We start from the raw sequence: 25,131 nt of genomic DNA on the forward strand, positions 1-25,131 counted from the left end.
GACCAACGGCTGAACAACTGGCTTTGGTGGCGCGGGATACGGATCAAGGTAATAAAACAGCGCCTCGGGTAGAGAGACCGTCTTCGGACGGTCTTTTTCATGTAAAAAAACCATTAAAGCAGCGGGTCATTGATCCGTCTGTTCTAATGGTTTTTTGGGTTACTGCTGCTATTACTATAGCACTTCTCCTATTGGACCTGTTGCCAGGGTCTGTTCTCTACTCAAGAAAGGGGGTTACGATTTACGATTCGTATAAAAATCGATAATATCGCTTACTGTGCGGAGCGGCTCCGCTTCCTTGTGGACAGTGTCCACGTCCGGTTTGAATTCTTCACGCGTATTCGTAGTCACTTTCAGTTCATTCCTTTCAATTGTTAAGCTAACTGCATCTAAGCTGCATATCTTATGGCGGCACCTCTATTAATTACCCTAAAAAAAGGATAACTACGCACATTTGCTCTTATTTTTTGTGTGAAGCTTATGTGTCTGTTAAATTATTCACTACATAACAAAAAACGCCTCCTCAACGTAATATACGTTAAAAAGACGTGTGATATGCCTTGTGTCATTAATTATTTTGTTCAGGCTTGTTCTGCTGCTGGCGTAAACGCTCCAGCGTCTTCGTATCCTTCACCGTTAATTCGGCGGTATCCAGAAGATCCGGTCTGCGCTCCAGGGTTCGTTCCAGAGCCTGCTCACGCCGCCAAATTTCGATATTGGCATGGTGACCGCTCAGCAGAATATCCGGCACCTTCCATCCCCTAAACTCAGCCGGACGCGTATAATGCGGATACTCCAGCAGGCCGGTGCTGAACGAATCTGTTATCGCTGAGGTTTCATTTCCGAGAGCCCCGGGCTGCAGGCGCACCACCGAATCAATGACCGTCAGGGCGGGCAGCTCACCACCAGTCAGCACGTAATCCCCAATGGACAGCTCATCCGTTACGAGATGCTCTCTGATCCGTTCATCATAACCTTCATAATGGCCACAGATAAAGATCAGATGCTGCTCCTGGGCCAATTCCTCAGCGATGTGCTGGTTATATTGTTTTCCCTGCGGGCACATAAGGATAATACGCGGTTTCACAGAAGAAGCAGACGTACTTTCCGCTATTGCTCCAGTACCATGCTCGCGCTCATCTCCGTTTACATCGTCGCTTTCGGGAAAACTTCCCGCGGCGATCCCCTCATCCTCCGCTTGCTCTCCGTCCTGTGAGATGCCCAGCACATGCTCCACGGCAGCAAAGATTGGGTCAGGCTTCAGCACCATCCCCCCGCCTCCGCCATAAGGCGTGTCATCCACACTGTTATGCTTATTGCCTGAGAAATCACGGAAATTGACCGCGTTCAGGGAGACGATGCCTTTTTCACGTGCTTTGCCAAGAATGCTTGTGCCAAATACGCCCTCACACATTTCCGGGAAGAGCGTCAGCACATCAATTCTCATCATGGCAATAGTCCTTCCATCAGGTGAACGGTGATTTTCCGGGCTGCAATATCCACGTCAAGCACAACATCATTGATGACCGGAATAAGAATATCCTGTCCCTTGGCCGGCTTCACAACCCAGACGTCGTTGGCTCCAGGCTGCAGGATGTCTGTAATCGTGCCCAGCGGCTGGCTTCCATCCTCATCAGTGTATACTTCGCAGCCAACGATGTGGTGGAAGTAATATTCATTTTCCGGAAGCTCGACCAGATCATCACTAGGAACCTTAAGCAGGCTGCCTTTATATTTCTCGATCTGATTGATGTTGGTATAGCCCTTGAGTTTGGCAATGAACATCCCTTTATGCTCTTTGGCGGATTCCACGATCACCTCGAATTTCGGACTTCCATCAGCGGGGATAAGCAGCAGCTTTTTGCCCGGCGCAAAGCGGACATCCGGAAAATCGGTATGCGACAAAATCTTGACCTCCCCGCGAATGCCGTGGGTATTGACCAGCCTGCCTACGGTTAACTCTTCGGTCATATAATCCTCTCCTTCAAATATTATCAGCGTTACTGCTGCTGTAGGACTCGTACATAAATGGTACGGCAACGCCTATTTTGGTTCTTTGTACATTAATCTATACTGCTATATTTGAACAAAAAGGAGCCGGGATATACTATCCCTAGCCCCTTATTGAACGCATCCATTAAGATAAAATATCTACGGTAACGCGTTTATCGCTCTTGACTGCTGCAGATGTGACTACTGTGCGAAGCGCTTTGGCGATCCGCCCCTGCTTGCCAATGACCTTGCCGACATCATCAGGATGTACAGAGAGTTCATATACAATCAGGTGATCCTTCTCCACAGTCCGCACGATCACATCTTCTGGATGATCCACTAAAGCCTTAGCAATAACACCAACTAATTCTTCCATAGAGGACCCTCGCAATCAGTCATTATTTCTGTTGCTTCAGCTCATGGAACTTCTTCATCACGCCTGCTTTGGAAAGCAAGTTGCGGACGGTATCAGATGCTTGTGCACCTGTTTGAAGCCATTTAAGAGCTTTTTCCTCATCGATCTTAACTACTGCCGGTTGTTCAATCGGATTATAATAACCGATTTCCTCGATGAAACGACCGTCACGAGGGGACCGGGAATCGGAAACCACTACACGATAGAAAGGCGCTTTATGTGCACCCATTCTTTTCAAACGAATACGTACTGCCACGAAATTCACCTCCTTAAAAGAATATCGAAAGATTGGGAAGAGTTTGCCGGAAACCTTTTTTCGATCCCTCCCAAACCCTCCCTTAGCCAAGGGAGGGCCCCAAGGGCTCTGCCCTCTGGACACCCGGCTAAGTGCAATTGGCGTGGGCATTCAGACTGGCGGGATCTGGGATAGTTCGAGCAGGATCGCTTTTCGTCCCTGACGGGACCCGCTTAACAACGGGCGGTACCTGGGAACTGGTTTTACAAACTCTTTAGATCAAGAGATTAAGATCAAAAGATTAAGATCAAGAGATTAAGATCAAGAGATTAAGATCAAAAGATTAGACCTTCTCGATCATCTGATGTTGTACAATGTCTGATCTAAGGGTAAAGCTTAAAGATTAAACCTTAAACCTTAAAGACTATTAACATTAACGGAAAGGGAACTTCATACCCTTACCGCCGCCAAGGCTCTTAAGCTGCTTCATGGCGTTTTTCTTACCGCCCTTACCACCACCGCCGCCGCCCATCATACCGGAGAACTGCTTCATCATCTTGCGCATTTCATCGAACTGCTTGATGAGACGGTTAACCTCGGCTACGTTGGTTCCGCTGCCTGCGGCGATGCGCTTGCGGCGGTTATGGTTGATGATCTCAGGCTGGGCTTTCTCAGCTTTGGTCATCGAATGAACAATTGCTTCGACGCGGCCCATCTGCTTGTCGTCGACCTTCAGGTCCTTCATGCCTTTGGCTTTATTCATGCCAGGCAGCATGTCGAGAATCTGGTCGATCGGGCCAAGCTTCTTGACCTGATCCATCTGCTCCAGGAAATCGTCGAACGTAAATTCCGCATTGCGCATTTTACGTTCCATTTCCTTCGCTTTTTCGGTATCAATGTTGGCCTGAGCCTTCTCGATCAAGGAGAGCATATCGCCCATGCCGAGAATCCGTGAAGCCATCCGTTCCGGGTGGAACGGCTCCAGCGCATCGATCTTCTCGCCCAGTGCGGCGAATTTGATCGGAGTGCCGGTTACGGCTTTGACGGACAATGCCGCACCACCGCGGCTGTCACCGTCGAGCTTCGTCAGCACTACGCCGGTAAGCTCAAGCTGCTTGTTGAAGCTGTCGGCTACATTTACGGCATCCTGACCTGTCATGGCATCCACTACAAGCAGTACCTCGTCAGGATTCACGACGTTATGGATCTGCTTCAGCTCTTCCATCAGCTCTTCATCAATATGCAGGCGGCCTGCAGTATCGATGATCACATAATCCAGTCCGTTGTCCTTCGCGTGCTGGACCGCTTGTCTGGCAATCTCCACCGGGCTCGTCTGATCTCCCAGGGAGAATACTGGAACCTTAATTTGTTCGCCCAGCACCTGCAGCTGCTTGATCGCAGCAGGCCGGTAAATATCGCCCGCTACAAGCAAAGGACGGTGATTGCCCTTCTGCAGCAGCTTGGCCAGCTTGCCTGAAGTGGTCGTCTTACCGGCCCCTTGCAGACCCGCCATCATAATGACTGTCGGCGGCTTATTAGACTTGGCCAGCTTCGCTTGGCTTCCACCCATCAGGTCTGTTAATTCCTTGTTAACGATATCAATGATGACCATGCCGGGAGTAAAGCTGTCCATCACTTCCTTGCCGATTGACTTCTCCTTCACCTTGGACACGAAGTCCTTGACTACTTTGAAGTTAACATCGGCTTCCAGAAGCGCCAGCCGCACTTCACGCATCGCTTCGTTGACGTCATCTTCAGTTACTTTTCCTTTGCCGCGCAGCTTGCTGAACACATTCTGCAATCTTCCGGTTAAACCTTCAAACGCCATATGCGGCTGTCTCCCTTCATGCTACTCTAACCTCTGCAAACGATCCAGGATATCCGTGAACCGCTGTTTATATTGCTCAGGCAGCATCCCATTGTCCGGCAGTCTGCGCAGTTCTTCTAAATATCGGTTGCGGTCTTCATGCTTGGCAAGCAGCCCAAGCTTCTCTTCATAATTGTCCAGCACTTGCTCGGCACGTTTAATATGTTCATAAACGGCTTGGCGGCTGATTTCAAATTCCGCGGCGATCTCTCCGAGTGAGAAATCATCGTGGAAATAATATTTAAGAAACGTTTGCTGCTTGTCAGTAAGCAGGCGTTCATAGAAAGCAAATAACAAGTTAATCCGGTTAGTTTTCTCGAGCCTATTCTCCTGACTCATTAAGGGCACTCCCTTCGTCAAGGAAAAACACTTTACAGCTTCACAACGTCCCTTATGATACCGAAAACAAAGAAAGATGTCAAGCCTTTTTGCTTGTCATCTTATTCTTTGTGCCCAAACCCTAATTTCTGTCCCAAAATGCTCAGAATTAACGGATGGGAAGCAGGTAAATCAGCACTGCGAAAAAGTGGGTTACACTTCCCGCCAGTACAAACACATGCCAGATGGCGTGGTGGAACGGGAAACCTCTCCATACATAAAAGATGGTCCCCAGCGTGTACAATATTCCACCTGCCATCAGCAGGGTCATGCCTCCTCCGGCCACTACAGCCGACAAAGGATTCCAGGCGATCACAATCAGCCAGCCCATGGCAATGTAGAAGACAGTGGACATGAACAGAAACCTTTTGACGAAGTAGGCCTTGAACAATACTCCGAAGAATGCCACTCCCCAGATAATGCCGAACAGGCTCCATCCAAGCGTGCCACGAATGGCTACCAGCAAAAATGGTGTATAGGTACCGGCAATAAACAGATAAATTGAGGAGTGGTCAAAGAATTCGAACAGATCCTTCGCTTTGCCCTCCCTGAGACTATGAACCAGTGTGGAATTCAGATAGAGAAGCAGCATCGTCGTTCCATAAATGGAAAAGCTGACTACATGCCAAGCCGTCCCCTTCAGACTGGCAAATACAACAAGCAGGACAAGTGCAGCTACACTCAGTACCGTACCTATACCATGAGTAATTGCATTGGCTACCTCTTCCCTGCGGCTGTAAGTATGCGTGTTTGCCATAATAAAATCCTTCCGTTTGCGGTTTCCTTCTATTATATCGTTTTCCCGGAACTCATTCCAGCCTATAGCCTCATTTGGGTTTTACAGCTTGTAAAGCTCCGTATATTTCGCTTCGAGATAATCAGCCAGATAATCCGGGTTCAGCGGTTCGCCGGTCACTTGTTCGATAATTTGTGAAGGCGTCAGCGCCGAGCCGTACCGGTAGATCTTGTCTGTAAGCCATTCCTTAACCGGCAGCAGATTGCCTTCGGCGATCAGAGCGTCAAATTCCGGCAGTTCTTTACGCAGAGTGTTCAAAATTTGCGCAGCATACATATTACCAAGGGAGTATGAGGCAAAATAACCAAAGTCGCCGCCGGACCAATGGACATCCTGCAGTACGCCAAGCGCATCGGTCGGCGGCGTAATGCCGAGGTATTCCTGATATTTGGCATTCCATACTTTTGGCAGATCCTTCACTTCCAGACCTTCATTAAAGATCAGCTTCTCGATTTCATAACGGACGATAATATGCAGGTTATAAGTCAGCTCATCGGCTTCGATGCGGATGAAGGAATTCGCCACACTGTTGATCGCACGGTAGAAATCTTCTACTTCCACATTTGTCAGCTGCTCAGGGAAATGCTGCTGCAGATCGCCGTAATAACGCTGCCAGAAGGCCCGGCTGCGGCCGATCATATTCTCCCACAGTCTCGACTGGGATTCATGGATGCCCATAGATGCCCCTTGAGCCAGCGGTGTGCCGACCAGATCCTTGCTGATGTTTTGCTCATACAGAGCATGTCCGCCCTCATGGAGCGAGCTGAAAATAGCACTAGTAACGTTGTCCAGCAAATAGTTGGTAGTGATACGCACATCGCCTGGATTCAGCCCGGTTGCAAAAGGATGTACACTTTCATCCAGCCGGCCCGCTTCAAAGTCATAGCCCATCTGCCCCAGAACAAAGAGGCCGAATTTCTCCTGTTGCTCTTTGGCGTAGATTTCACTCAGGAATTCCGTGTCCGGCTTGTTAGGCGAAGCATTGATGGCTTCCACCAGCGGAACAAGGCGGCTGCGCAGACGATCGAAGATTCCATCGACTTTTTCGGTGGTCAGATCTGGTTCGTACATATCCAGCAGCGTATCGTATCGGGTGCCTTTGACACCCCAGTAATCAATGAACTCCTGCTTAAAGGCAACAATCTGGCTTAAGAACGGCTCAAAGGAGGCAAAATCATTGCTTTCCTTGGCTTCTTCCCACACGGTTTGTGAATGAGCCGACAGAACAGAATATTCTTCAAATCTCTTGGATGGAATGCTCTTGCTGCGCTCGAACTCCTTGCGGCAATCTTTCACGATTTTGTTCTGGTTGTCGCTTAGCTGGCTGCTGACTGCCGGGCGGCTGAAAAATTCAGTGAACTCTCCCATTTCCGGCGAGGTCTGCAGTCTGAACAGTTCACCGCTAAGCATACCGATCGTACCCGAACGGATCTCCACCCCTTTACGAGGTGCACCTGTACGCAGATCCCAATGCAAAAGTCCGATTGTTTCAGAATACCCGCTGATTTTTAACAATAGCTCTTCAAATTTCTCCCACTCTTCTTTAACCGTCTGTTCCATATCCGAGCACCTGCTTTCTCTGTTTTAGCGTCTCCTCTTGATGATACTTTTTTAAATAAGTATAATCAACTTCAGAGCCTTACATCTCTAATTTGAAATACTTTATCATTAAGCCGATAGGAGTGTGAGCAGAACATGAAGATTCAGATTACACCTCTGGCCGAGAGGAAGCTGAAGGAAAGGCTTGGGGATCAGCCGGGGCTTTTTAAACTCTTTTATGATACGGAGGGTTGCGGCTGCGACGGAATCAATGTTCTGCTGATCGTTAGTGAAGCACAATCCGGCGATGTTTCCATTGATGCACACGAGTTGCCTTTTATCATCAGCCGCCAGCAGGAGATCTTTTATGAAGAGCAAATGCGGCTTGATGCCGAGGAGCGCTTCTCTTCGTTCAAACTGGACAGTCATTCACAGATTTATGGCAAGAATATTCTTGTAAGAGATTTGCGCAATACCGAAGTACCCCAGCCAGGGGCTGGAATTGCTTGCGAAGTAACTCCCCGTTAATCCTTAAGCATATATTCCTAAACCTAGGAAGCTATGCTCACAAAACACAGTGTATGCTTCCGAGGCAAGTTTTGCACGAAGTAAACCTAGGAAGCTATGCTCACAAAACTTTTAGGAGGAAGCATGGTCATGACTCAAATTACAAATATCCTGGAGTTCAACAAACAGTTTGTCGAGAAAAAAGAATACGAAGCCTATCTGACCAGCCGCTTCCCTGATAAAAAAATGCTGATCATCACCTGCATGGACACCCGGCTCGTAGAGCTGCTCCCCAAAGCGATGAATTTCAAAAACGGTGATGTCAAAATCATTAAAAATGCCGGTGCAATCATTTCCCAGCCCTTTGGCAGCGTAATGCGGAGCGTAATGGTCGCGTTATACGAGCTGGATGCGGACGAAGTTATTGTGGTCGGCCATTACGAATGCGGCATGGCTTCGCTGAATGCAGACAAGATGATCAACTCGATCAAAGAGCGCGGCGTTTCCGAACAGGTCCTTTCGACCCTGGAGAACTCAGGGATTAAATTAACCAAGTGGCTGCGCGGGTTTGACAATGTGGAGGAAGGGGTAATTCAGACTGTGGAGCTGATCAAGCGCCACCCCTTACTCCCCCCAAACGTGCCTGTGCACGGCATGATCATCGATCCGGCAACCGGAGCGCTTGAGCTTGTCTCGGACGGGTATGTGGAGAACAAGGCAACTCTCTGAAACTGCTGTTTGCGTGGATCCTGGATCCACGCACTTTTTTTTGGCCATAATTTGTATTCGCATTTAATCTCTAAATTATTATATTAAAATTGAAACCTCCTAGGGCATACTACGTATTACCGGACAGACACTACAAATCCAAGACAACCTTTAGGAGGGTACTTGTACTCAATGAAACCCATGAAACGCGTAATGATGATTGTAATGGCCTTCACCCTGTTTTTTGCCGTAACCGCTCCTGACTTTGCGGATGCACGACGTGGAGGCGGCTTTAAATCCGGAACCCGCGGATTCACCACCACTCCAAAGAAATCTACAACCAATAATGTGAAACAAAGCGATAGCACCAAAGGAACAACAGCCGGCACTGCAAAACGCGGATTCTTCAGCGGAGGCAGCTTGATGAAAGGCCTGATGATCGGCGGAATCGCCGGCTTCCTCTTCGGGGGCATGTTCGGCGGAATGGGCGCTTTCGGGAATTTCCTTGGCCTAATGATTAATATGCTTGCCATCTATCTAGTAGTGGTACTGATCATGTCCTTCTTCCGCCGCAGAAAAGAAAGACGCAGGCTCGAGGAAAGGGATGGCCGTTACTAATGCCAACAACTGTTCTAAGCATGGATGAAATTATTAACGCCCTCTGCCTGCATATGGCTGAACGCAAGGCAGTCCGTGTGGAAGATGTTCAGGTAGAGCTCAGTTGGGAGGAAGATACCGGGTACAGCGCAGAGGTGTGGATTCAAGGCCGAAGCCAATACCTGGTTGAATCCAATATAACTGAAGCGATCCTCCGCTATATGCACAGTGAGTATGGCATCCGGGCTTACCGCGAAGATCTCAGACTGGAGCTGGATGAAGAAATAACGGCAATTGTCAGCACTTGATTCTATTACTACATTGCAACAACTAAAGGGACAGCCTCCGGGCTGTCCCTTTATTGTTCTTCCGTTAATGTGAACGGCTAAATGCTGAACGCATGATAAAGTAAGATGATCACTATACATAACGTGGAAAGGGCGGACAACCACGTAAAAAACAAACTCCAGTTATAGCTTTTCATTCGTCTTATACACAATCAGAATGGTGCTCCGTTGATGCTCCGCCCCGTCCCGCGAAGATTTGACTACGGAACCGTAGCACACCTTCACCACTTGTTCTTCCTGCAATCCCATCAGAAATTCATTTGCTTTATTTTCAGCATAGGAATTATCCGCATCTACAAACTCTTTAACTTGAATCATAATATTCTCCTTTAATAGATGTAATTATTTATTAATTCGAATTCTATATAAGAAAACAATGAAGTGCTCATGGCGCATCACTCCTCTGGTAACATTTAATGTAAGAAACCTCTAAACATACAGCAAGGCACTTCGCAGTAAACTGCGAAATGCCTTAATATCAGTCAAGCTTAACATCCAATGGGAGAAGGGTCAAATGTTTTCACTCCATAATTATGAAAAATCCATGATAGCCCTGTGTAACAATCGTTTGGCTCTCTGCTGAGAAGCTGATATACTGTTGTGAAGGTTTCCATTTAAGGAGATCTCTATTTGCACACCCTTTTTTAAGGGCGGTACACCAAATTTTGAGGAGGGCTGGACATGATTACGAATTACAAGATGGCAGCAGGGGATGTTTTTCTTAGAGGGGGTGAAATCTACTATGAACCATAGTCTTCTACTGCAAACCTCCCGGACTCAACTGGTAAAGCAGCTGTTATATTTTGATGAAGAGAGAAATGGATTTCTCAATCATTATTACCCTGGCAAACATCCTCAGAGAAAACAGGCGGAGGAACTGATTAACAGCTACTGCTCTGTTCTAGAGCAGCTTCTCTCGGACTATAGCGAAGAGAAACTATGCTCGAGTGTATTGATTGGAAGCCGGCTGGACCTGCGCTATTTGGCTGATGGTTATATAGACACCTATACCATTGTGTTCCCTGCATACACCGACCCGGCCGAAGGGAAGATTTCCTGGCTGTCGCCACTGGGCATGCAGCTGCTGATGGCCCAGCGCAATCATGAGTATGAGCTTGAAGTCCCTTCAGGGAAAATCTCTGTCATGATTGACAATATCAGCTTTGAGAATAGCGGCGAAGTGGATTCAGCAGTCTGAACAAAAAAGGGGCAGCCGCCGGGCTGTCCCTTAATCATTTTCCGCTAATCTTTAAAGTACTGAGTAATTCTCCCTGCACCGTTCTGTACCTTTACCTCCGCATACGCCCCGTTGATTAAAGTGAGCTGCGGCGGAACATGGCCGAAGTCAACATCATAGATTACCGGCAATTGAAGCTCCTCGGACAACTCTTTGTAACAATCCTCCACCGTATAGCTGTCCACCGGACGATTGGCACCGCTTCTCCCGAACATAATACCGGAGCAATGCTCGAACCAGCCAGCCAGTTTCATCTGCACCAAAGACCGGCGCAAATCCACCGTGTTCAATTCACAATTCTCCAAATACCACAGGATTGGTTCGTTGTGAATCATATTCTGCTGAAAATACTGCACATTTCCGAAAGGTGTCCCGATAATATGCCGGATCACATCTATGCATCCGCCAAGCAAACGCCCGGACAGTGTTACTTCACCAGCAGTCACCGATTTCCAAACCGTCGGCTCATCCAAATGAAAGATAAAAGGGGAATTGACGTCCACTCCCCCCTCCTGTTGATATTTTGCCGAAGATTTCTGCATAATCGAGCCTCCACGGATCGTGGACATTACCTTTTGCCACATGGCTGTAGTGTTATCGGTTTGCTTCCCTCTCAGATCTGCCAGGCTTGGACCGTGCGCTGTTGCCAGACCCGTCTGCAGCGTAATGGCAAGCAGCAGCAGACTGATATCGGAAAAACCCAATATCCATTTCTCCTGCACCAGGCTGAAATCTATATATTCCAGCATTTCAATCAACAATTCCCCGCCCCATGGCGGAATGATAAGGTCGATGGCGTCATCCTGCATCATGGAGTTAAATTCCTCGGCACGTGTTTTGCCTGAAGCTGATTTGGCTTTATTCTGTTTAAATACCGTCTCGCCGCAATGCACCCGGTATCCTTTTTCTTTCATCCGCTCACAGGCTTGCTCGAACAGCTTACGGTCTAGTGGACTTACGCCATATGAAGAAGCCGTCACACCGATCGCTGCCCCGTCGTTCAATAAAGGGTATGTAATCATTTTCTACCTCCTGAAAAAATTCCCGCAATCCACCTTTGATTCTACATCGAATAGCAAGTCTTCGGAAGCCCGGATTTATCTTATACAGATACAAACGGCAAAAGACATGACCAGAACATACGGCAGAGCTGCCGATGATCCAGATCATGTCTTGTATTCGTGATAGGCCCGGGATTAGATCAAAGAGATGGCGAGCAGCTCGAACAGCACAAGCGGCAAGATCACATTATTGTTAACCGGCGCGGGATATGGATAGTAGCCCGGACCCGGCGGGAATGGTTTGTAGTACGGATTATAGTATCCGCGTACAGATTGTGTGGTAGCGGTAACTGTCAGGTACAGATTTTTACTGTCCATTCCCGCAATAGTTCCCTCATGCATGAGTCCGTCAATCGTCTGTACTTTCACTTTGTGGTTTAAGTAGGGCTTGCAGGTGTGGTGCAGAGATTCACGGACTCCGTGCAGATGCTGGACTACAGCAGGGTCGGCTTGATAGATAACCGTCGCTTGCTGGCTGGAATTATATGTCGACATGTTGGTTGACCTCCGTAATTGGTTTTGCTTCAGTCTATGCTGATGCCTATAGTAAGGTGTCTTCCCCTCCCATATCGTATAGAATGCCGCGCCAGACAGGTCTCCGGAAAACAAAATAGCCGCACGCGGGGCTAGTTCCCATGTACGGCTTGTTTATCTTTTTTTAGGGTTACATCCCTTTAAAAAGCCACTCCGATTCCGCCCTCGCCGGCATAGGTGCCCATAACCGGTCCCATGCTGGAGAATACGACCTCTTTAAAGGGGTGCTTTTCGAGAATGCGTTCTTTAATCTCCAGGGCCAGCTTCTCGCAGTTGCTGTGCACAATGGCAATAACCGCCTTCTCGTAATCATGCTGCTTCTCCTCAAGCTTAGCCAGCAGATGGTTGAGTGCCTTGGGCAGCCCGCGGGTTTTCTCCACCACCTCAACTGTACCTTCCTCGCTGATTTTGAGCAGCAGCTTGATGTTCAGCACCGAAGCCACCGCGCCCGACAAACGGTTCAGCCGTCCGCCCTTGATTACATTTTCCAAAGTATCCAGTGTGAAGAATGCTTCCACTTCCCGGGATTTGAGAAGAATCATTTCTTTCAATTCCGCAAGGCTTGAACAGGTCACCGACCATTTTGCCGCGAAGGCGACAATCAGGGACAGTCCACCGGAAAATCTCTTCGTATCTATAACTTCAATCGCATTCGGAAATCCTTCTTCTTCATACATTTCCTTGGCGATCATCGCGGCCTGATAGGTGCTGCTAATATTGGAGGACATGCAGACGACCATAATGTCAGTGCCTGCTTCCACTTCTTTGAACTTATCCAGGAAGACTTGCGGACTGGGACTTGCTGTGGTCGGCAGTTCCTTCGATTCACGCATTTTAGCATAAAAAGCCTTCGTTTCCGTATCTTCCGGCATCAGCTCATGTCCGAAATGAACCGGCAGCTGGACTACAGTAATATCATATTGGTCAACATACTCAAGGGGGATATCGGAACCGCTATCCGTAATTATCTTGATGGGCATCAGGGTGCTCTCCTTTCAATTCTATATTATTATAGTCACCATCAGCACGAATCAATAGTACATTTTATAACTTGTCAAAACATATGTTTTATGCTTAGGGGCACATTATCTCACTTTCCGGACTATTTTCGCTGTTTAAAGACTCCCTATAACTTAAATAGCAGGCTCAAGTGTACTTTCTTACCTTTCGATGTTGTGATATGGTAAATAAATCAGCGTATAGAAATGGAGTGTAACCATGGGCAAGAACAGAGTATGGAACAAAGGCAAGCATAACGGAGGCGGACTGGCGAAGAAAAATGTAACGGACAAAGAATCCGCAGAATCGGCAACCCCAGCCGAGAGCGCTCCTGAGATTCCGAATCCGCGGATTGATACAGTAAAACCGATGAACCGCAGCAATTGGGTCGTTCGACCGGCTAGGGTAACGCCTAAAGAAACGAAAGAATAACAAGCTAAGTCTTAACCTATATCATTACAACAAGCAAATACCCAGTCAGAACACGAAAATTCAGTGTTAGACTGGGTATATTTTTATAAACTTAGCATTTTGGGTAGGTATATGAGAATGATCTATGCTTCGACCACTGTTTCCCCTTCCCCAGAAGGGGTCTCAAAACCGTTTAAAAACCGTGTAAGCGTGTCCTCAGTGATTGGAAACGCCGCATTGGCATCAAATCGCTCACTGCGGATTAGCAGCCTCTGCCGTAATTCCTCAGGCTCAACCTTCAAATGAATCAGTTCCCACACGCCGCCATACTGTTCAATCAGCTGCTTGTAATCGTTCCGTCTTTGACGCTGCCAAAAGCTGAAATCGATGACGACATGCTGCTTCGCCTGGATCAGGCGGACCAGCTCCCCGCGCAGCTTCATTTCGGATTGTTCTTTATACTGCTCATAATTCACTTCAGGGTAATCTACTCCATAACGTCCGTGAGAAGCCCAAATGTCTTCATCTATTGAGAGACGGACAAATCCCTCTTTCTCCAGCTTTTGAGCAAAGGTTGTTTTACCTGACCCTGCCACTCCGCACATCATCACAACGACAGGAGCTGCGTTCATCGCCTTGTACTGCACCAGCTGTCCGATCGCTGACTTTTCACTCCGCATAAGATGTCATCTCCTTCCCGGTCAACCGAATGTGCAGATCGTTTCTATGTATTTCTCTGTCAGGCAGGCGAAATCCTGTTCGATAAAAAGCTAGACTAAGGTCCGTTGTTACGGGAATTAGTATGAAGATATACTATTAAGGGACAACATTCAAGAAGGAGACTGATTATGAGTGAAAAAAGCATGAGGGCCGGCCTCTCTACTGGCAAAGCCTTACTGGCTATAGTTGGAGGAATCCTGGTTCTGGTCCTTGCCCAAGTTATTGCCAGTCTGATCTACTTGGTACCCTTTCCGCACCCGGTATCCATTGTTCTATATTACTTGCTGTATATTGCGCTTGCCTATCTGGGAGTTAAGCTGTTAAGTGAACGGATACTGAAGCTATCTTTACAGGAATGCCGCATACATAGACCGCGTGCTGCTGCAAGATGGCTGCTGTGTGCCGTTACACTGCCTGTTGCTGTATCAGCAATCCTGTTATGCTTGCCCGGTGAATTTATTCCCGGCAATATGGATGCAGGAGAGACTGCCCTCATTATTGTAACAGCAATTGTCGGCACTGGGCTGGGTGCAGGTATCGTTGAAGAAATGATCTTCAGGGGAATCATTATGAAATCGCTTGAACTGCGGTGGGGAAAAACGGTAGCAATCTGGGTGCCGTCTGTCATCTTCGGTTTGATCCATGCGATAGGCGCAGGCCTCAATGCCGCTGATTTGCTTCTGCTCTTCGTCGGGGGGACCAGTGTCGGCATTATGTTCTCCTTAATCGTGTACCGAAGCGGCTCCATTTGGAGCAGTGCGATAGTGCATGCTGTATGGAACATAGTTATGATTGGTGATATTTTACATATTGGGACAAAACCTGTTGAGAATGTTATTCTCTCTTACAAATTAACCTTGGATTCCACCTTACTGACTGGAGGGAATTTCGGCGTAGAGCTTTCTGCCGCTGCCATTGCAGGATATTGGTCAGTAATTGCTGTAATAATATATTTGTCCAAAAAGCGCAGTACTCAACCTTTGAACATGCCGACAAGCTTAAGATGACAAACGCCTCCTAAGATCTCAGAGTGAGCAATTCAATTTGTGGTGGCCTAGTCGTCAAGCCTTATAGAGGCAACCAACTATATTCACCATCATTAAAGTATACACCTTGTGCAATGAGTCGACTTGACGTATACTCCCATTAAGGGAGAGATGGATATGAGAAGAATAGGGAAAATCACGATGTTCACAGGAATTGGATTGTTGAGTCTTATTTTGATTGCCGTTCTTGCGATCAGCGCTTTTGTAATCAAGAGACCGGTGACCACAACCTCCGAACTGGCAGAAGTGAAGCCTTACAAGTGGAATAAAGTCAAGCTGGACGGAAATGTCATCTCTAGTGATGGTTCAGAGTATTTTCTATGGAATAAAAAAGGGGAAAACAATAACTGGATTATCTTCTTTTCCGGAGGCGGGGCCAGTTGGGATGCCAAAAGCGCCGAGCATCCGATCAAGATCATGAATTTCATTAAGGGCGGGGATACAGGCAATTATTTTCCCAACATCCCCTTCTATATGCTCTCCTTGCTGAGAGGCATGATGGACACGGATAACCCTGACAACCCCTTCAACGGCTGGAATGTTGTATATCTGCCTTATTCGACCGGTGACTTCCATATCGGCAAGCACAATGCGGAATATAAGAAGGCAGACGGCACCCCCTTCACTATGCGCTATAACGGCAGCAATAACGTGCGGAGCAGCCTCGACTGGATTTATGCTAATGTGGATAAGCCCGACAAGCTGCTCATCGCAGGTGAAAGTGCCGGCGGGTTCGGCTCCGCCTTCTGGGCGGAGGAGATTGCCAGTCATTATAAGGACTCCGAAATTTATCAATATTCCGACAGCTCCTTCCTGAAATCGGACAAATGGCCGAAGGTTGTGGATCAGGAATGGCACGCTGACTTTACCAAGACATTTGGGTATCCCGCCGAAGCGGATATCATCGGGGCAGCCTTTAAAGCCAACGGACATCTCCTGCCGCCCAATGCCATACTATTACAATCCTACTCGTTATTTGACGAGATCCTAATTCACTTTCAGAACAACATCAACGATTATAAAGGGCCACAGGACCAGAAGAAGATCAACGAATGGTCACAGCAAATGCGGGCATCCGTGCGTTCTTTAGACGCCGCGTTACCGAATTATTATTATTATCTGACTGACTATGGACTGGATGCTGAGAAGGGCACAACCCCGCACACATTTGCAACGCGAGAAACTTTTTTTCAAGCAGAGCAGGATGGAGTTACACTGCTGAAATGGCTGGGAGATGCGGTTAACCATCAGAAGCCCTATTCGGTGGGCAGCAAGTTCCTTGAGAAGTAAGAGTAAGCTCAGCACAATTAAGATTTGAAGACATTTAGCACAAGGAAAAATGGCAAGAGGCAGGAGAGAAGATACATGAAGCTGCGTGAAAAGCAGATGCAAATGACGCGGGAGTTGATTAAGGATACAGCGCTGAACCTATTCTGTGCGCAAGGCATTGAGCGCACCGATATGGCTCAGATTGCAGAAGAAGCCGGCGTCTCCCGGCGTACTTTGTATCATCATTATAAGGACAAGGAAGAATTAGCCGCCCAGATCTATGTTGAGAATCTGGAGCGGATGTTCGGACAGCTGCTGTTTGACTTTAGTTTCGAGCAGCCCGAAGAATCTCTGGAGATTATTCTGGACAAGTATTTGGCGCTTAGGGAGCATCAAGAGTCGTTGATCTATTACGATGCCATTTTTGGAGTCTACTATAGCACTCTGTCCAAGAATCCCGCTGACCTGCCTGATTTCAAGCAAGCGATGCAGGGGTGGTACACGCGGCTAGTGCAATTGGAGACCGTACCGGTAGCTCCCGGAAAAAAAACAAAGTGGATGGACATTCTGCTGAAGTCCACCCACCTGTATTTCATGTATTTGCAAAAAGCCGTTATTATTGCCCACCAGCGCGGCGGAGAAGTCACTGAAGAAGACAAGGCTAACGATCGCCAGTTCAAAGATTTCATCATGCAGGGCGTGCGGCATTCCCACCATCACAAAACCCCTTAAGTGTGCTTCAAGAATACTTATGGGGCAATGCAATCTGCAGAAGTCAGCTTAATTCCCTTCCACCAGATCATCACCAGAGGGCTTATGGCCCTTCCGGCTGGCCGCAGCAGATGGAGAGAAAGGCAGTCTGACGATAATCGTCGTGCCCCCTCCTACTGCACCATCCACCTCGATACTCCCCTGATGCAGAGAGACGATTTTCTTCACAATCGCCAGTCCGAGGCCGTTGCCGTTATTGATCCCGTTCCGTGACTTGTCGACTTTATAGAACCTTTGGAATACCGCGCTGAACTCTTCCGGGGAAATGCCGATCCCGTTATCGCTAATGATAACGGATATTTCTGTTGCATCTACGTCTATCCCGATACGGATGTTCCCGCCCTGCGGTGTAAACTTGATGCTGTTGCTAAGCAGATTCATCCAGACTTGCTTAAGCTGATCTTCATCTCCCTTGATCTTGACAGCCACCGGCAGCTCAAGATCAATGACGATGCCTTTGGCCGACCACTGCGGTTCGCAGGTCACAACGACGGTTCGAATCTGCTCGTCAAGAGTAAAGGAGCCTGCTTCGAAGGGATGGTGCTCGGAGTCCAGGGAAGCAAGCTTCAGCAGATTATCGCTGAGTCTGGACAGACGGTCACTCTCCGCAATAATGATATCAAGGTATTCGCTGCGTTCTTCCTCCACTACCAGATCATCACTTCGCAAAGCCTTGGCAAACCCGGAAATAGACGTCAGCGGTGTCTGAATTTCGTGAGAGACATTGGATACAAAGTCCTGCCTCATCTGCTCCAGCTGCTTGAGCTCCCCGGCCATCTCCACATAGCTTTGCGTCAGATCCCCTATTTCGTCCACGCGGTTCACTTTTAACTCTACTTCGAAATCACCCTTTGCCAGCCTCTTCGTCGCATTAGTCAGTGCTTTGATTGGCTCCACCAGATACCTGGCGGCAATGAGAATACATATACTGCCGAGCAATAGCACGAGTAGAAGCACGAAGAGCATCATCCGGTTAACGATATTTTCGTTCTCGGCGGAATACTGCAGGAACATCGCATGCCACTCCCCTTTTAGCAGAAACGGCATTCCGATGAATGTATCCTTATCACCGGAGCTGGAACGATAGAACTTTCCTTGCAGCACTTGTTTGACAGCTTCGGGGGTGATGATGACAGCCGGATTATCTTTAAGCCCATAGAAGATATGTTCCCCGGAATGATTGTACAGGTGAATCGGGTGTGCGGATACCTTAACCATGCTGTTCAGGAACTCATCCGTATCTTTAGGTTTGGCGTCATCATAGCGATGAATGACTTCCTTGCCCACTGCGATCATTTCGTTCTGACCCTCATAACTTATTTGCTTCTGAAAGACATATAGACCAATGAGAAAGGAGCATATTAGGCTAAAAATAATGATGCCGAGAAACGTGAGAATGACACGCACGTACAAGGTCTTGATCATGGCTTAGGAATCAGCCGGTAGCCCAGACCGCGGGCCGTTTCGATTTGAAATTGCTCGTCGTTGCCGGTGAATTTCTCCCTCAGCCGGCTGATATGGACATCGACGGTCCGGCCATCCCCTTCATAGTTCAAACCCCAAATCTGCATAATCAGCTGCTCCCTGGTGAAGATTTGTCCGGGGTGGCTGGCCAGCAGAAACAGAAGCTCGAACTCCTTCAAAGGAATAGTGACCGGCTCATCTCCACGGTTGACCTGAAAGGTACGGCGATTGAGCTCAACATTGCCCACCTGCACAGTCTGGGAAGAAATGACCAGCGAGCGTTTAAGCAGCGCTTTTACCCGCATCACCAGCTCAATGGGATCAAACGGCTTGGTCAGGTAATCATCCGTTCCCAGTCGGAATCCTTTCACCTTGTGTGCCGACTCTGCTTTGGCTGTTACCATCAGGAGGCCGAGGTTGGCATCCCAGCGCCTGATTTCTCTGCACAGATCCCAACCGTCCAATCCTGGCATCATAATATCGAGAATAACGAGATCCACCCGCGAGTTCTCCACGATGGACAGCGCTTTGACGCCGTCGCTGGCCTCTTTGATTTCAAAGCCTTCTTTTCGCAAGTACAAAGACATCAGCTTTCGGATGTTCGCATCATCATCCGCGATAAGTATAGTAGCCACGATCATCCTCCTCTCTTAGGCTTACATTATATATGATTTGTTCCTGGCAAGAAATGGCCTTAGCCGAACTGCCAGCCCAGCAAATTCCAATGGTAGAAGAACAGGAAAAGTGCCACAGCCGAAAGTGCGACAAGCGTGTAATGCACACGCGTGAAAGCCGTCCAGTACTTGTTCTTCCAAGCCAGCACAGCCGAGACAAGCAAAGCCAGAGTCATTCCAACGAATATTACAGGCATGGTTAAAACGAGATAAAATGAGGTACTGACGCTGCTGAGTCTCTCCAGCGTGTCCAACGACATAAGCACTGCAAATGTTGTAAAAAAGCTTATTAGTCCCCAACCTGCCGTCACTGCGGAGAGTCGAATCGCCCATTTTTCAGGATTCGTCATCGTTTTGAGCTTGCGTCTGGAGAACAATAGTCCCAGTAAAGCAGTGAGGAAAATCAGGCTCGAGAGGCCGAGCAGGACAAACCAGAACTTGTTCTTATCTATGAGCGGTGTGCGTTCCAGCGGCATATCCAGAATAGCTTCCAAGAGCATATGTGTGACTTTCCCGGAGTCGTCGGTGCGGAATCCGATTTGTTCCGTGCCTCCCTCATGCTGGAACAGATTAGTGTCCACAGGGAGATATAATTGTTGCTCACTGCCACTTCCCAAGGACAGTTTATTGTCTGAGACGGTTACATTAATCTGGGCGAAAAAACTGAAAAATTTATCAATGTCGCTGAAATTGCGGCGTGTAAATTGATAGGAGCCCGCATACTTTTCTAGAGATTCCGTAGAAGCGGAAATCACAGGCTGCTGAGTTACAGGAGCAGGATAATATTTGTTAAAGAATGCTCGAACCAGACCTTCTGCGGACTCACTACCCTGACCGCCATTGTAGGAGACGAAGATACCAACATTCTTAGCAGGCACAAGATACAATTCCGTGTTGAACATCGGGTCCGCACCGCCATGAGCAATAACACTCAGGCCGTTATACCGTTTCTCGGCGAATCCAAGATCCACTCCCGGCATACGTTTGTCGAATTGAAATGCCGTTGAATGCATTAATTTAGCCGTATCCGCTCTCAGAATCTCCTTGTCACCATACTTCCCGTTCTGCAGATGGGCGATCATGAAGTGAGCCATGTCTTCTGCCGATACTGTACCTGAGCCGGCGGGACGAAAGCCACCTTCGAATGTAGGTGTACCGGGAACAAAACTGCCGTTCTTACTTGTGTAACCCAGAACTTCGTAAGGTTTGAACTGCTCCGGCAAAGGCTCCACTACGGTTGCATGTTTCATATCCAGCGGATCGAAAATGTACTTTTTAATGTAATCATCGTAAGGAATGCCGCTTACTTCCTCCACAATCAGGCCCGCGAGTGTAGCGCCATAGTTGGAATAGGAACTGATCTCGCCTGGCGGTCTTACCCGTGCAGGCATATGCTTGTCGAGCGTTTCGGAGATCGACCCCGGCAGCTTGGCAGGGTCCGTGGTGATTTGATAGCCGACGCCGCCTTCTTCGAACCCGGCTGTATGTGTCATCAAATGACGCATCGGGATAGGCTCAGGATAGTTAGCAGGTATCTTCACTGATTTCAGGTAGGTATTGATATCGGTATCCAGATCAATCTTACCCTGCTCCATCAGTTGCATCACTGCCGTCCAGGTGAACAGCTTGGTGGTTGAAGCGATCCGGAACATGCTGGTTGCGGGATCAACCGGTGCAGCTTTTTCCAGGTTGGAACTGCCGTATCCCTTCGCCAGGATAATCTTGCCGTCCTTCAGAATGGAGATGACCGCTCCCGGAATGTGCAGCCTGTTCATATCTTCTTCCATGATTCCATCAACGAAGGTAGTCAGACCCGCAGTGTCATCAAGATTCCCTGGCGCTTCACTCTGATGCACCTCTGGCTTGGCTTGAGCCGTTTCGGCCGAGGCCAGTTTCCCGGAAAACATCAGGGTTCCCCCTAACCCGGCACCTAGAACAGCCAAGAGGGCCAGACCAGTGACCAGCCTTTTTTTCATCATTGTAAACATCATTATCCTCCGTATCATCATTTGTTGGGATTGGATAAGCATCCGCCCTAACACTTATAGAGATTATCAAAGGATTATGAATGGAGCGTTAACAAGCTATAAAAAACAAACAAGACTGCTTTACCGCCGCCAAGAGCGACAGAAAGCAGTCTATTTACAGTTACCGGGATTCAATTAATATAGCTAGCTATTTCAATACCGATGCGCTAAAAATCTGCTACGGGCTCAATCTTTAAAGAATAACGGTAAATAGTCCTTGTTCTTGAGCAGCATTTCTTCAAGCATTTGCTCCGCTACATTGACGGAATCTACCAAAGGATGGTTCGCCAAAGCCTGCAGAGCCAGTCCTCTGTCTCCGGTAACAGCAGCTTCAATCGCGAGCTGTTCGTAGGTTTTCACCGCATGAATCAGCCCTTTGGCAGCCACAGGCACCCGGGATACAGGCAGTGGAATCGGCCCTTGGCTAGTGACGACGCAGTTCACTTCAATAGATGCATCCGCCGGGAGGAAATCCAATACTCCCTGATTGCGCACATTGAGGGTCTGAATATCGCGAGTATCATTGTAAATGGATTTCATCAATAGCACTGCGGCTTCCGAGTAGTAAGCCCCGCCCCTTTTCTCCAGCTGCTTAGGTTTCTCCGACAGATTGGGGTCCAGATATAGCTCGAACAATTCATCCTCCAGCCGCTTAACCACCTCGGCCCGGGTTCCTTCATGCTCAAGGGCATGTTGCTGCTCCTCCAGCAGTTCCCTGGTCAGATAGAAATATTTTAAGTAATAGGATGGAATGGCCCGGAGCGATGAGATAAAGCTGGCATTCCATTGGAATTGAGGCACGTTCTTGGCAGAATAACCGTCACGGTTATCCAGTAGCTCCTGCAGCTTATCCTCTCCTTTAATGTGTACCTGAGTAATCCAGTGCAGGTGGTTGAGGCCTACAAATTCGCAGTAAATGTCTCTGGCTGGCGTCTCATACAACTGCGACAGCCACTTATAAGCAGCAATCGGTGAATTGCAGAGCCCGATGGATTTGACCTTGGTATGCTTCAGAATGGCCTCGGTAACCATCCCTGCCGGATTCGTAAAATTCAACATCCAGGCCTCCGGGCAAATCTCCTCAATATCCCGGCAAATGTCCAGCAGCACCGGAATCGTCCGCAGTGCCTTCATCATGCCACCCGGTCCGGTCGTCTCCTGGCCGATGATCCCGTACTTCAGCGGGATGGTCTCATCCCAAATCCGTGCTTTGAGCAGACCTACCCGCATCTGGGTGGTCACAAAGTCCGCTCCCACCAAAGCTTCGCGTCTGTTCAGCGTCTGCTCCACCGTAATGGGCAGACCCGACTTCTCAATCATCCGCTTCGCCAGATTGCCAACAATATTTAACTTCCCATGTCCTTCGGGGATATCCACCAGCACAATTTCGCGGACAGGAAAGCTTTCAAAATTGAGAATAAACCCTTCGATAATCTCCGGCGTATAGGAAGAACCGCCGCCAATCACAACGACCTTTAAGCTTTTACCCATGCTGTATTCACTCCTTCTATGGAAAGCTGCTGTTCAAGCGCTTCATATACTTTATCCGCTATGGTCAATCCCGATTTCTCCATCGCGCGCAGGATCGCACCCCCCACAGGCTCAATCCTTAATACACGTATCGTGCAGCCTTTTGTCAGTTGCCCCGTGATGGCCGGTGCCATGTATTTCCCGCCGTTGCGGGTCAGGACACTGCCGACCAATACTACATCAAGTGTAGCTTCCTCCATTCCAAGCTTCTCAATGACGGCTCTCGCCGAAAGACCCAGCTCAAGCCCTTGCTGCTGAAGGATGCGAAGCGCCACGCGGTCACCTTGATCCGCCGCTGGAAAGAGAAGCTTGGTCAGATCCACAGGAATATGTCTGCCATGATCAAGATAATCATGAAAGAGGCTTTCTACAGAGTCATACCCGAGCGTACCCAGCACCGCTTCCGTCAGCAGTGTCCGTTCCTCCCTGCCTTCCCAGGAGCGGATCACTGAACGGAATACCTCGACAGCCAGCTCGCTACCGCCGCCAAAATCTCCGAATGCATAACCAAAGCCACCGCACTGCAGTTCTTGTCCCTCAGGACTAATTCCGAGGCAGTTGGTTCCCGTTCCGCAGATCAACACCACACCATACGGCTGTCTTGTACCCGCCCGCAGGCCGATAACGGTATCGCAGACAATCTCATAATTGGCGAAGCCCAGCGCTTTAATCATCGGGCGCAAAACAACATAATCTGCTTCCCGGTCCGCTCCTGCCAGTCCAAATGACGCGAACGCAATATCGCTGCGGCTTAGCCGCGCGCCTTGCAGCGCCTGATCAACCGATTCGGTAATACTGGTCCGGGCCAGCTCCACATTGACTTGATGATTACCACATCCACTCATTCCACTGCTTATAATCGTTCCTGACTCATCTGTAATTACAGCAATGGTCTTGCTTCCACCTGCATCTATCCCCAGATAATAGTTCAATCCCTAGTCACCCCTGACTAATGTCGCCTTTATATTTTGATGTAGATTTCCTGTAAACCAGTTCAGGCTTTAGCTGCACTCTGGTATGGCTGACCTCGCTGCCATTGATCATGTCCAGCAGGATCTTCACTGCATGCTGTCCCATCAGATCCGCCGGTTGACGGATGGTCGTGAGTGCAGGATGAACTTCCTGGGCAAAAGACTGGTCGTCATACCCGATGACCGATACATCATCCGGCACGTTGTAGCCCGCTTCCTTCAATGCCCGGATGACGCCAAGTGCAATGACATCATCGGCGGCGAAAATGGCAGACGGGATGTTGCCGCGGGCAATCATATCCTGCATGAGGCCGTAGCCACAATTGGTGCCGAACCCCCCTTCGATAATCATGAAGGGAGACAGTCCGGCTTCGTTCATTGCATCCATGAAGCCCTCTTTCCGCTGACGGGCGCTGAGGAACACGCTTTGTCCGGTGATATGGGCAATACGTGTATGTCCAAGCGCAATCAGATGTTTGGTCGCTTCATACCCGCCCAGATAGTTGTCAACGTTGACCGTCGTAACATTGCTGTGCTCCCCATGACTGTCAATCATCACAAAGGGGATTCGCTTGCGTTCCAGCTCAGCGATATAAGCCTCTTCTTCTAATGAAGAAAGTACGATGATTCCGTCTACACGATCTTCCTGGAACAAGAAATTACTTGCTTCTGAGAAGCCATTCACAGGCTCGGAATCAATGGACAGCGCCAGAAAGTAGCCGCTTAGCTTGAGACTTTCAAAGACCGATTTCACGACACTGTCGAACACCGTATCGTTCAGGGCCGTCAGCGTTAATCCGATCACACCCGTCTTCCCCCTGACTAGGGTTCGCGCTGCTGAGTTCGGGCTATAGTTCAATTCTTTAATGGCTTCGAGCACCTTTTGTCTGTTTTTCTCCCGCACCGATGAGACATTGTTAAGCACACGGGAGACTGTCACGACAGACAATCCGGACTTTCTGGCTACATCGAATATATTAACTTTCATAGGTAAACTCCTAATCTGATTTGGTTCTTTTTAGTATATCATGAGTGT

Annotated in this window: 28 protein-coding genes; 9 read left to right on the forward strand and 19 right to left on the reverse strand. The window is 48.5% G+C overall.

The features are described from left to right. Window positions 1-568 precede the first annotated feature (568 nt). From trmD to MHI45_RS04725, 8 genes are all read right to left on the reverse strand, one after another. Entirely contained in the window at window positions 569-1,447 is an 879-nt protein-coding gene (gene trmD / locus MHI45_RS04690) for a tRNA (guanosine(37)-N1)-methyltransferase TrmD (protein ID WP_076110159.1), read from the reverse strand. Further along, window positions 1,447-1,971, reverse strand: coding sequence for a ribosome maturation factor RimM (gene rimM, locus MHI45_RS04695; protein ID WP_076110126.1), 525 nt, complete (start codon window positions 1,969-1,971; stop codon window positions 1,447-1,449). Before rimM ends, trmD begins: the two co-directional genes overlap by 1 nt. Window positions 1,972-2,137: 166 nt before the next feature. Further along, window positions 2,138-2,368 (reverse strand): KH domain-containing protein, encoded by a 231-nt coding sequence (locus MHI45_RS04700; RefSeq protein WP_038593622.1) that lies wholly within the window; start codon window positions 2,366-2,368, stop codon window positions 2,138-2,140. Window positions 2,369-2,390: 22 nt separating this feature from the next. Continuing rightward, on the reverse strand, window positions 2,391-2,663 hold the full coding sequence (gene rpsP, locus MHI45_RS04705) for a 30S ribosomal protein S16 (RefSeq protein ID WP_036688604.1): 273 nt from the start codon (window positions 2,661-2,663) through the stop codon (window positions 2,391-2,393). A 412-nt stretch (window positions 2,664-3,075) separates the two neighbouring features. After that, entirely contained in the window at window positions 3,076-4,470 is a 1,395-nt protein-coding gene (ffh, locus tag MHI45_RS04710) for a signal recognition particle protein (RefSeq protein ID WP_076110127.1), read from the reverse strand. A gap of 21 nt (window positions 4,471-4,491) precedes the next feature. Further along, complete coding sequence (gene ylxM, locus MHI45_RS04715) at window positions 4,492-4,848, reverse strand: YlxM family DNA-binding protein (RefSeq protein ID WP_076110128.1); 357 nt, start codon at window positions 4,846-4,848, stop codon at window positions 4,492-4,494. A 148-nt stretch (window positions 4,849-4,996) separates the two neighbouring features. Beyond that, on the reverse strand, window positions 4,997-5,644 hold the full coding sequence (gene trhA / locus MHI45_RS04720; protein ID WP_076110129.1) for a PAQR family membrane homeostasis protein TrhA: 648 nt from the start codon (window positions 5,642-5,644) through the stop codon (window positions 4,997-4,999). An 81-nt stretch (window positions 5,645-5,725) separates the two neighbouring features. Continuing rightward, window positions 5,726-7,243, reverse strand: a complete 1,518-nt coding sequence (locus tag MHI45_RS04725; RefSeq protein ID WP_076110130.1) for a carboxypeptidase M32 — start codon at window positions 7,241-7,243, stop codon at window positions 5,726-5,728. 135 nt (window positions 7,244-7,378) lie between these two features. Between MHI45_RS04725 and MHI45_RS04730 the strand changes: the two genes are divergently transcribed. The 4 genes from MHI45_RS04730 to MHI45_RS04745 all read left to right on the forward strand — a co-directional run bounded on the left by MHI45_RS04730 (window position 7,379) and on the right by MHI45_RS04745 (window position 9,342). Next, window positions 7,379-7,750 (forward strand): iron-sulfur cluster biosynthesis family protein, encoded by a 372-nt coding sequence (locus MHI45_RS04730; protein WP_076110131.1) that lies wholly within the window; start codon window positions 7,379-7,381, stop codon window positions 7,748-7,750. Window positions 7,751-7,879: 129 nt separating this feature from the next. Next, window positions 7,880-8,458 (forward strand): beta-class carbonic anhydrase, encoded by a 579-nt coding sequence (locus MHI45_RS04735; protein ID WP_038593636.1) that lies wholly within the window; start codon window positions 7,880-7,882, stop codon window positions 8,456-8,458. 180 nt (window positions 8,459-8,638) lie between these two features. Then, window positions 8,639-9,055, forward strand: a complete 417-nt coding sequence (locus tag MHI45_RS04740; protein ID WP_076110160.1) for a hypothetical protein — start codon at window positions 8,639-8,641, stop codon at window positions 9,053-9,055. Continuing rightward, the gene (locus tag MHI45_RS04745) at window positions 9,055-9,342 is read left to right on the forward strand and encodes a YxcD family protein (protein ID WP_038593639.1); all 288 of its coding nucleotides are present in this window, start codon (window positions 9,055-9,057) and stop codon (window positions 9,340-9,342) included. The genes MHI45_RS04740 and MHI45_RS04745 overlap by 1 nt, the downstream gene beginning before the upstream one ends. A gap of 162 nt (window positions 9,343-9,504) precedes the next feature. On the opposite strand, the gene MHI45_RS04750 is transcribed toward MHI45_RS04745, so the two are convergent. Continuing rightward, on the reverse strand, window positions 9,505-9,699 hold the full coding sequence (locus MHI45_RS04750; protein ID WP_038593642.1) for a sporulation protein Cse60: 195 nt from the start codon (window positions 9,697-9,699) through the stop codon (window positions 9,505-9,507). A 424-nt stretch (window positions 9,700-10,123) separates the two neighbouring features. On the opposite strand from MHI45_RS04750, the gene MHI45_RS04755 reads away from it, so the two are divergent. Beyond that, on the forward strand, window positions 10,124-10,579 hold the full coding sequence (locus MHI45_RS04755) for a GreA/GreB family elongation factor (protein WP_076110132.1): 456 nt from the start codon (window positions 10,124-10,126) through the stop codon (window positions 10,577-10,579). A 44-nt stretch (window positions 10,580-10,623) separates the two neighbouring features. Here MHI45_RS04755 and MHI45_RS04760 read toward each other — a convergent pair whose 3' ends face one another. The 3 genes from MHI45_RS04760 to MHI45_RS04770 all read right to left on the reverse strand — a co-directional run bounded on the left by MHI45_RS04760 (window position 10,624) and on the right by MHI45_RS04770 (window position 13,193). Continuing rightward, window positions 10,624-11,640 carry a S66 family peptidase gene (locus tag MHI45_RS04760; protein WP_076110133.1) on the reverse strand — a complete coding sequence of 339 codons (1,017 nt, stop codon included), beginning with the start codon at window positions 11,638-11,640 and terminating at the stop codon, window positions 10,624-10,626. A gap of 174 nt (window positions 11,641-11,814) precedes the next feature. Beyond that, a complete protein-coding gene (locus MHI45_RS04765; protein ID WP_076110134.1) occupies window positions 11,815-12,174 on the reverse strand; it encodes a hypothetical protein in 360 nt (119 codons plus the stop codon). A gap of 179 nt (window positions 12,175-12,353) precedes the next feature. Continuing rightward, the gene (locus MHI45_RS04770) at window positions 12,354-13,193 is read right to left on the reverse strand and encodes a DegV family protein (protein WP_038593654.1); all 840 of its coding nucleotides are present in this window, start codon (window positions 13,191-13,193) and stop codon (window positions 12,354-12,356) included. 238 nt (window positions 13,194-13,431) lie between these two features. Here MHI45_RS04770 and MHI45_RS04775 point away from each other — a divergent pair, with 238 nt between their 5' ends. Then, window positions 13,432-13,644 (forward strand): hypothetical protein, encoded by a 213-nt coding sequence (locus tag MHI45_RS04775; protein WP_038593656.1) that lies wholly within the window; start codon window positions 13,432-13,434, stop codon window positions 13,642-13,644. Window positions 13,645-13,766: 122 nt separating this feature from the next. On the opposite strand, the gene MHI45_RS04780 is transcribed toward MHI45_RS04775, so the two are convergent. Continuing rightward, a complete protein-coding gene (locus MHI45_RS04780) occupies window positions 13,767-14,303 on the reverse strand; it encodes an AAA family ATPase (RefSeq protein ID WP_076110135.1) in 537 nt (178 codons plus the stop codon). Window positions 14,304-14,471: 168 nt separating this feature from the next. Between MHI45_RS04780 and MHI45_RS04785 the strand changes: the two genes are divergently transcribed. The 3 genes from MHI45_RS04785 (at window position 14,472) to MHI45_RS04795 (ending at window position 17,390) form a co-directional block, all read left to right on the forward strand. Then, the gene (locus MHI45_RS04785) at window positions 14,472-15,350 is read left to right on the forward strand and encodes a CPBP family intramembrane glutamic endopeptidase (RefSeq protein WP_083675555.1); all 879 of its coding nucleotides are present in this window, start codon (window positions 14,472-14,474) and stop codon (window positions 15,348-15,350) included. Between the two features lie 156 nt (window positions 15,351-15,506). Next, complete coding sequence (locus tag MHI45_RS04790; protein WP_256718081.1) at window positions 15,507-16,679, forward strand: pectinacetylesterase family protein; 1,173 nt, start codon at window positions 15,507-15,509, stop codon at window positions 16,677-16,679. A gap of 75 nt (window positions 16,680-16,754) precedes the next feature. Then, window positions 16,755-17,390, forward strand: a complete 636-nt coding sequence (locus tag MHI45_RS04795) for a TetR/AcrR family transcriptional regulator (protein ID WP_076110137.1) — start codon at window positions 16,755-16,757, stop codon at window positions 17,388-17,390. Between the two features lie 48 nt (window positions 17,391-17,438). On the opposite strand, the gene MHI45_RS04800 is transcribed toward MHI45_RS04795, so the two are convergent. From MHI45_RS04800 to MHI45_RS04825, 6 genes are all read right to left on the reverse strand, one after another. After that, window positions 17,439-18,725, reverse strand: a complete 1,287-nt coding sequence (locus tag MHI45_RS04800; protein WP_076110138.1) for a HAMP domain-containing sensor histidine kinase — start codon at window positions 18,723-18,725, stop codon at window positions 17,439-17,441. A 125-nt stretch (window positions 18,726-18,850) separates the two neighbouring features. After that, window positions 18,851-19,528, reverse strand: a complete 678-nt coding sequence (locus MHI45_RS04805; protein ID WP_076110139.1) for a response regulator transcription factor — start codon at window positions 19,526-19,528, stop codon at window positions 18,851-18,853. A 59-nt stretch (window positions 19,529-19,587) separates the two neighbouring features. Then, complete coding sequence (locus MHI45_RS04810; RefSeq protein ID WP_341159854.1) at window positions 19,588-21,555, reverse strand: serine hydrolase domain-containing protein; 1,968 nt, start codon at window positions 21,553-21,555, stop codon at window positions 19,588-19,590. Between the two features lie 225 nt (window positions 21,556-21,780). Beyond that, window positions 21,781-23,085 (reverse strand): 6-phospho-beta-glucosidase, encoded by a 1,305-nt coding sequence (locus MHI45_RS04815; RefSeq protein WP_076110141.1) that lies wholly within the window; start codon window positions 23,083-23,085, stop codon window positions 21,781-21,783. Continuing rightward, the gene (locus tag MHI45_RS04820; protein WP_076110142.1) at window positions 23,070-24,056 is read right to left on the reverse strand and encodes an N-acetylglucosamine kinase; all 987 of its coding nucleotides are present in this window, start codon (window positions 24,054-24,056) and stop codon (window positions 23,070-23,072) included. The genes MHI45_RS04815 and MHI45_RS04820 overlap by 16 nt, the downstream gene beginning before the upstream one ends. A gap of 7 nt (window positions 24,057-24,063) precedes the next feature. Next, the gene (locus tag MHI45_RS04825) at window positions 24,064-25,083 is read right to left on the reverse strand and encodes a LacI family DNA-binding transcriptional regulator (protein ID WP_076110143.1); all 1,020 of its coding nucleotides are present in this window, start codon (window positions 25,081-25,083) and stop codon (window positions 24,064-24,066) included. Window positions 25,084-25,131 lie beyond the last annotated feature (48 nt).

This window comes from Paenibacillus sp. FSL H3-0321 (genome assembly GCF_038002865.1).
GTDB lineage: Bacteria > Bacillota > Bacilli > Paenibacillales > Paenibacillaceae > Paenibacillus_AQ.

Coding starts and splice junctions, on each gene's coding strand:
- trmD (WP_076110159.1), bottom strand. CDS start 1,447: ATGAGAATTGATGTGCTGACGCTCTTCCCGGAAATGTGTGAGGGCGTA.
- rimM (WP_076110126.1), bottom strand. CDS start 1,971: ATGACCGAAGAGTTAACCGTAGGCAGGCTGGTCAATACCCACGGCATT.
- MHI45_RS04700 (WP_038593622.1), bottom strand. CDS start 2,368: ATGGAAGAATTAGTTGGTGTTATTGCTAAGGCTTTAGTGGATCATCCA.
- ffh (WP_076110127.1), bottom strand. CDS start 4,470: ATGGCGTTTGAAGGTTTAACCGGAAGATTGCAGAATGTGTTCAGCAAG.
- ylxM (WP_076110128.1), bottom strand. CDS start 4,848: ATGAGTCAGGAGAATAGGCTCGAGAAAACTAACCGGATTAACTTGTTA.
- trhA (WP_076110129.1), bottom strand. CDS start 5,644: ATGGCAAACACGCATACTTACAGCCGCAGGGAAGAGGTAGCCAATGCA.
- MHI45_RS04725 (WP_076110130.1), bottom strand. CDS start 7,243: ATGGAACAGACGGTTAAAGAAGAGTGGGAGAAATTTGAAGAGCTATTG.
- MHI45_RS04730 (WP_076110131.1), top strand. CDS start 7,379: ATGAAGATTCAGATTACACCTCTGGCCGAGAGGAAGCTGAAGGAAAGG.
- MHI45_RS04735 (WP_038593636.1), top strand. CDS start 7,880: ATGACTCAAATTACAAATATCCTGGAGTTCAACAAACAGTTTGTCGAG.
- MHI45_RS04740 (WP_076110160.1), top strand. CDS start 8,639: ATGAAACGCGTAATGATGATTGTAATGGCCTTCACCCTGTTTTTTGCC.
- MHI45_RS04745 (WP_038593639.1), top strand. CDS start 9,055: ATGCCAACAACTGTTCTAAGCATGGATGAAATTATTAACGCCCTCTGC.
- MHI45_RS04750 (WP_038593642.1), bottom strand. CDS start 9,699: ATGATTCAAGTTAAAGAGTTTGTAGATGCGGATAATTCCTATGCTGAA.
- MHI45_RS04755 (WP_076110132.1), top strand. CDS start 10,124: ATGAACCATAGTCTTCTACTGCAAACCTCCCGGACTCAACTGGTAAAG.
- MHI45_RS04760 (WP_076110133.1), bottom strand. CDS start 11,640: ATGATTACATACCCTTTATTGAACGACGGGGCAGCGATCGGTGTGACG.
- MHI45_RS04765 (WP_076110134.1), bottom strand. CDS start 12,174: ATGTCGACATATAATTCCAGCCAGCAAGCGACGGTTATCTATCAAGCC.
- MHI45_RS04770 (WP_038593654.1), bottom strand. CDS start 13,193: ATGCCCATCAAGATAATTACGGATAGCGGTTCCGATATCCCCCTTGAG.
- MHI45_RS04775 (WP_038593656.1), top strand. CDS start 13,432: ATGGGCAAGAACAGAGTATGGAACAAAGGCAAGCATAACGGAGGCGGA.
- MHI45_RS04780 (WP_076110135.1), bottom strand. CDS start 14,303: ATGCGGAGTGAAAAGTCAGCGATCGGACAGCTGGTGCAGTACAAGGCG.
- MHI45_RS04785 (WP_083675555.1), top strand. CDS start 14,472: ATGAGTGAAAAAAGCATGAGGGCCGGCCTCTCTACTGGCAAAGCCTTA.
- MHI45_RS04790 (WP_256718081.1), top strand. CDS start 15,507: ATGAGAAGAATAGGGAAAATCACGATGTTCACAGGAATTGGATTGTTG.
- MHI45_RS04795 (WP_076110137.1), top strand. CDS start 16,755: ATGAAGCTGCGTGAAAAGCAGATGCAAATGACGCGGGAGTTGATTAAG.
- MHI45_RS04800 (WP_076110138.1), bottom strand. CDS start 18,725: ATGATCGCAGTGGGCAAGGAAGTCATTCATCGCTATGATGACGCCAAA.
- MHI45_RS04810 (WP_341159854.1), bottom strand. CDS start 21,555: ATGTTTACAATGATGAAAAAAAGGCTGGTCACTGGTCTGGCCCTCTTG.
- MHI45_RS04815 (WP_076110141.1), bottom strand. CDS start 23,085: ATGGGTAAAAGCTTAAAGGTCGTTGTGATTGGCGGCGGTTCTTCCTAT.
- MHI45_RS04825 (WP_076110143.1), bottom strand. CDS start 25,083: ATGAAAGTTAATATATTCGATGTAGCCAGAAAGTCCGGATTGTCTGTC.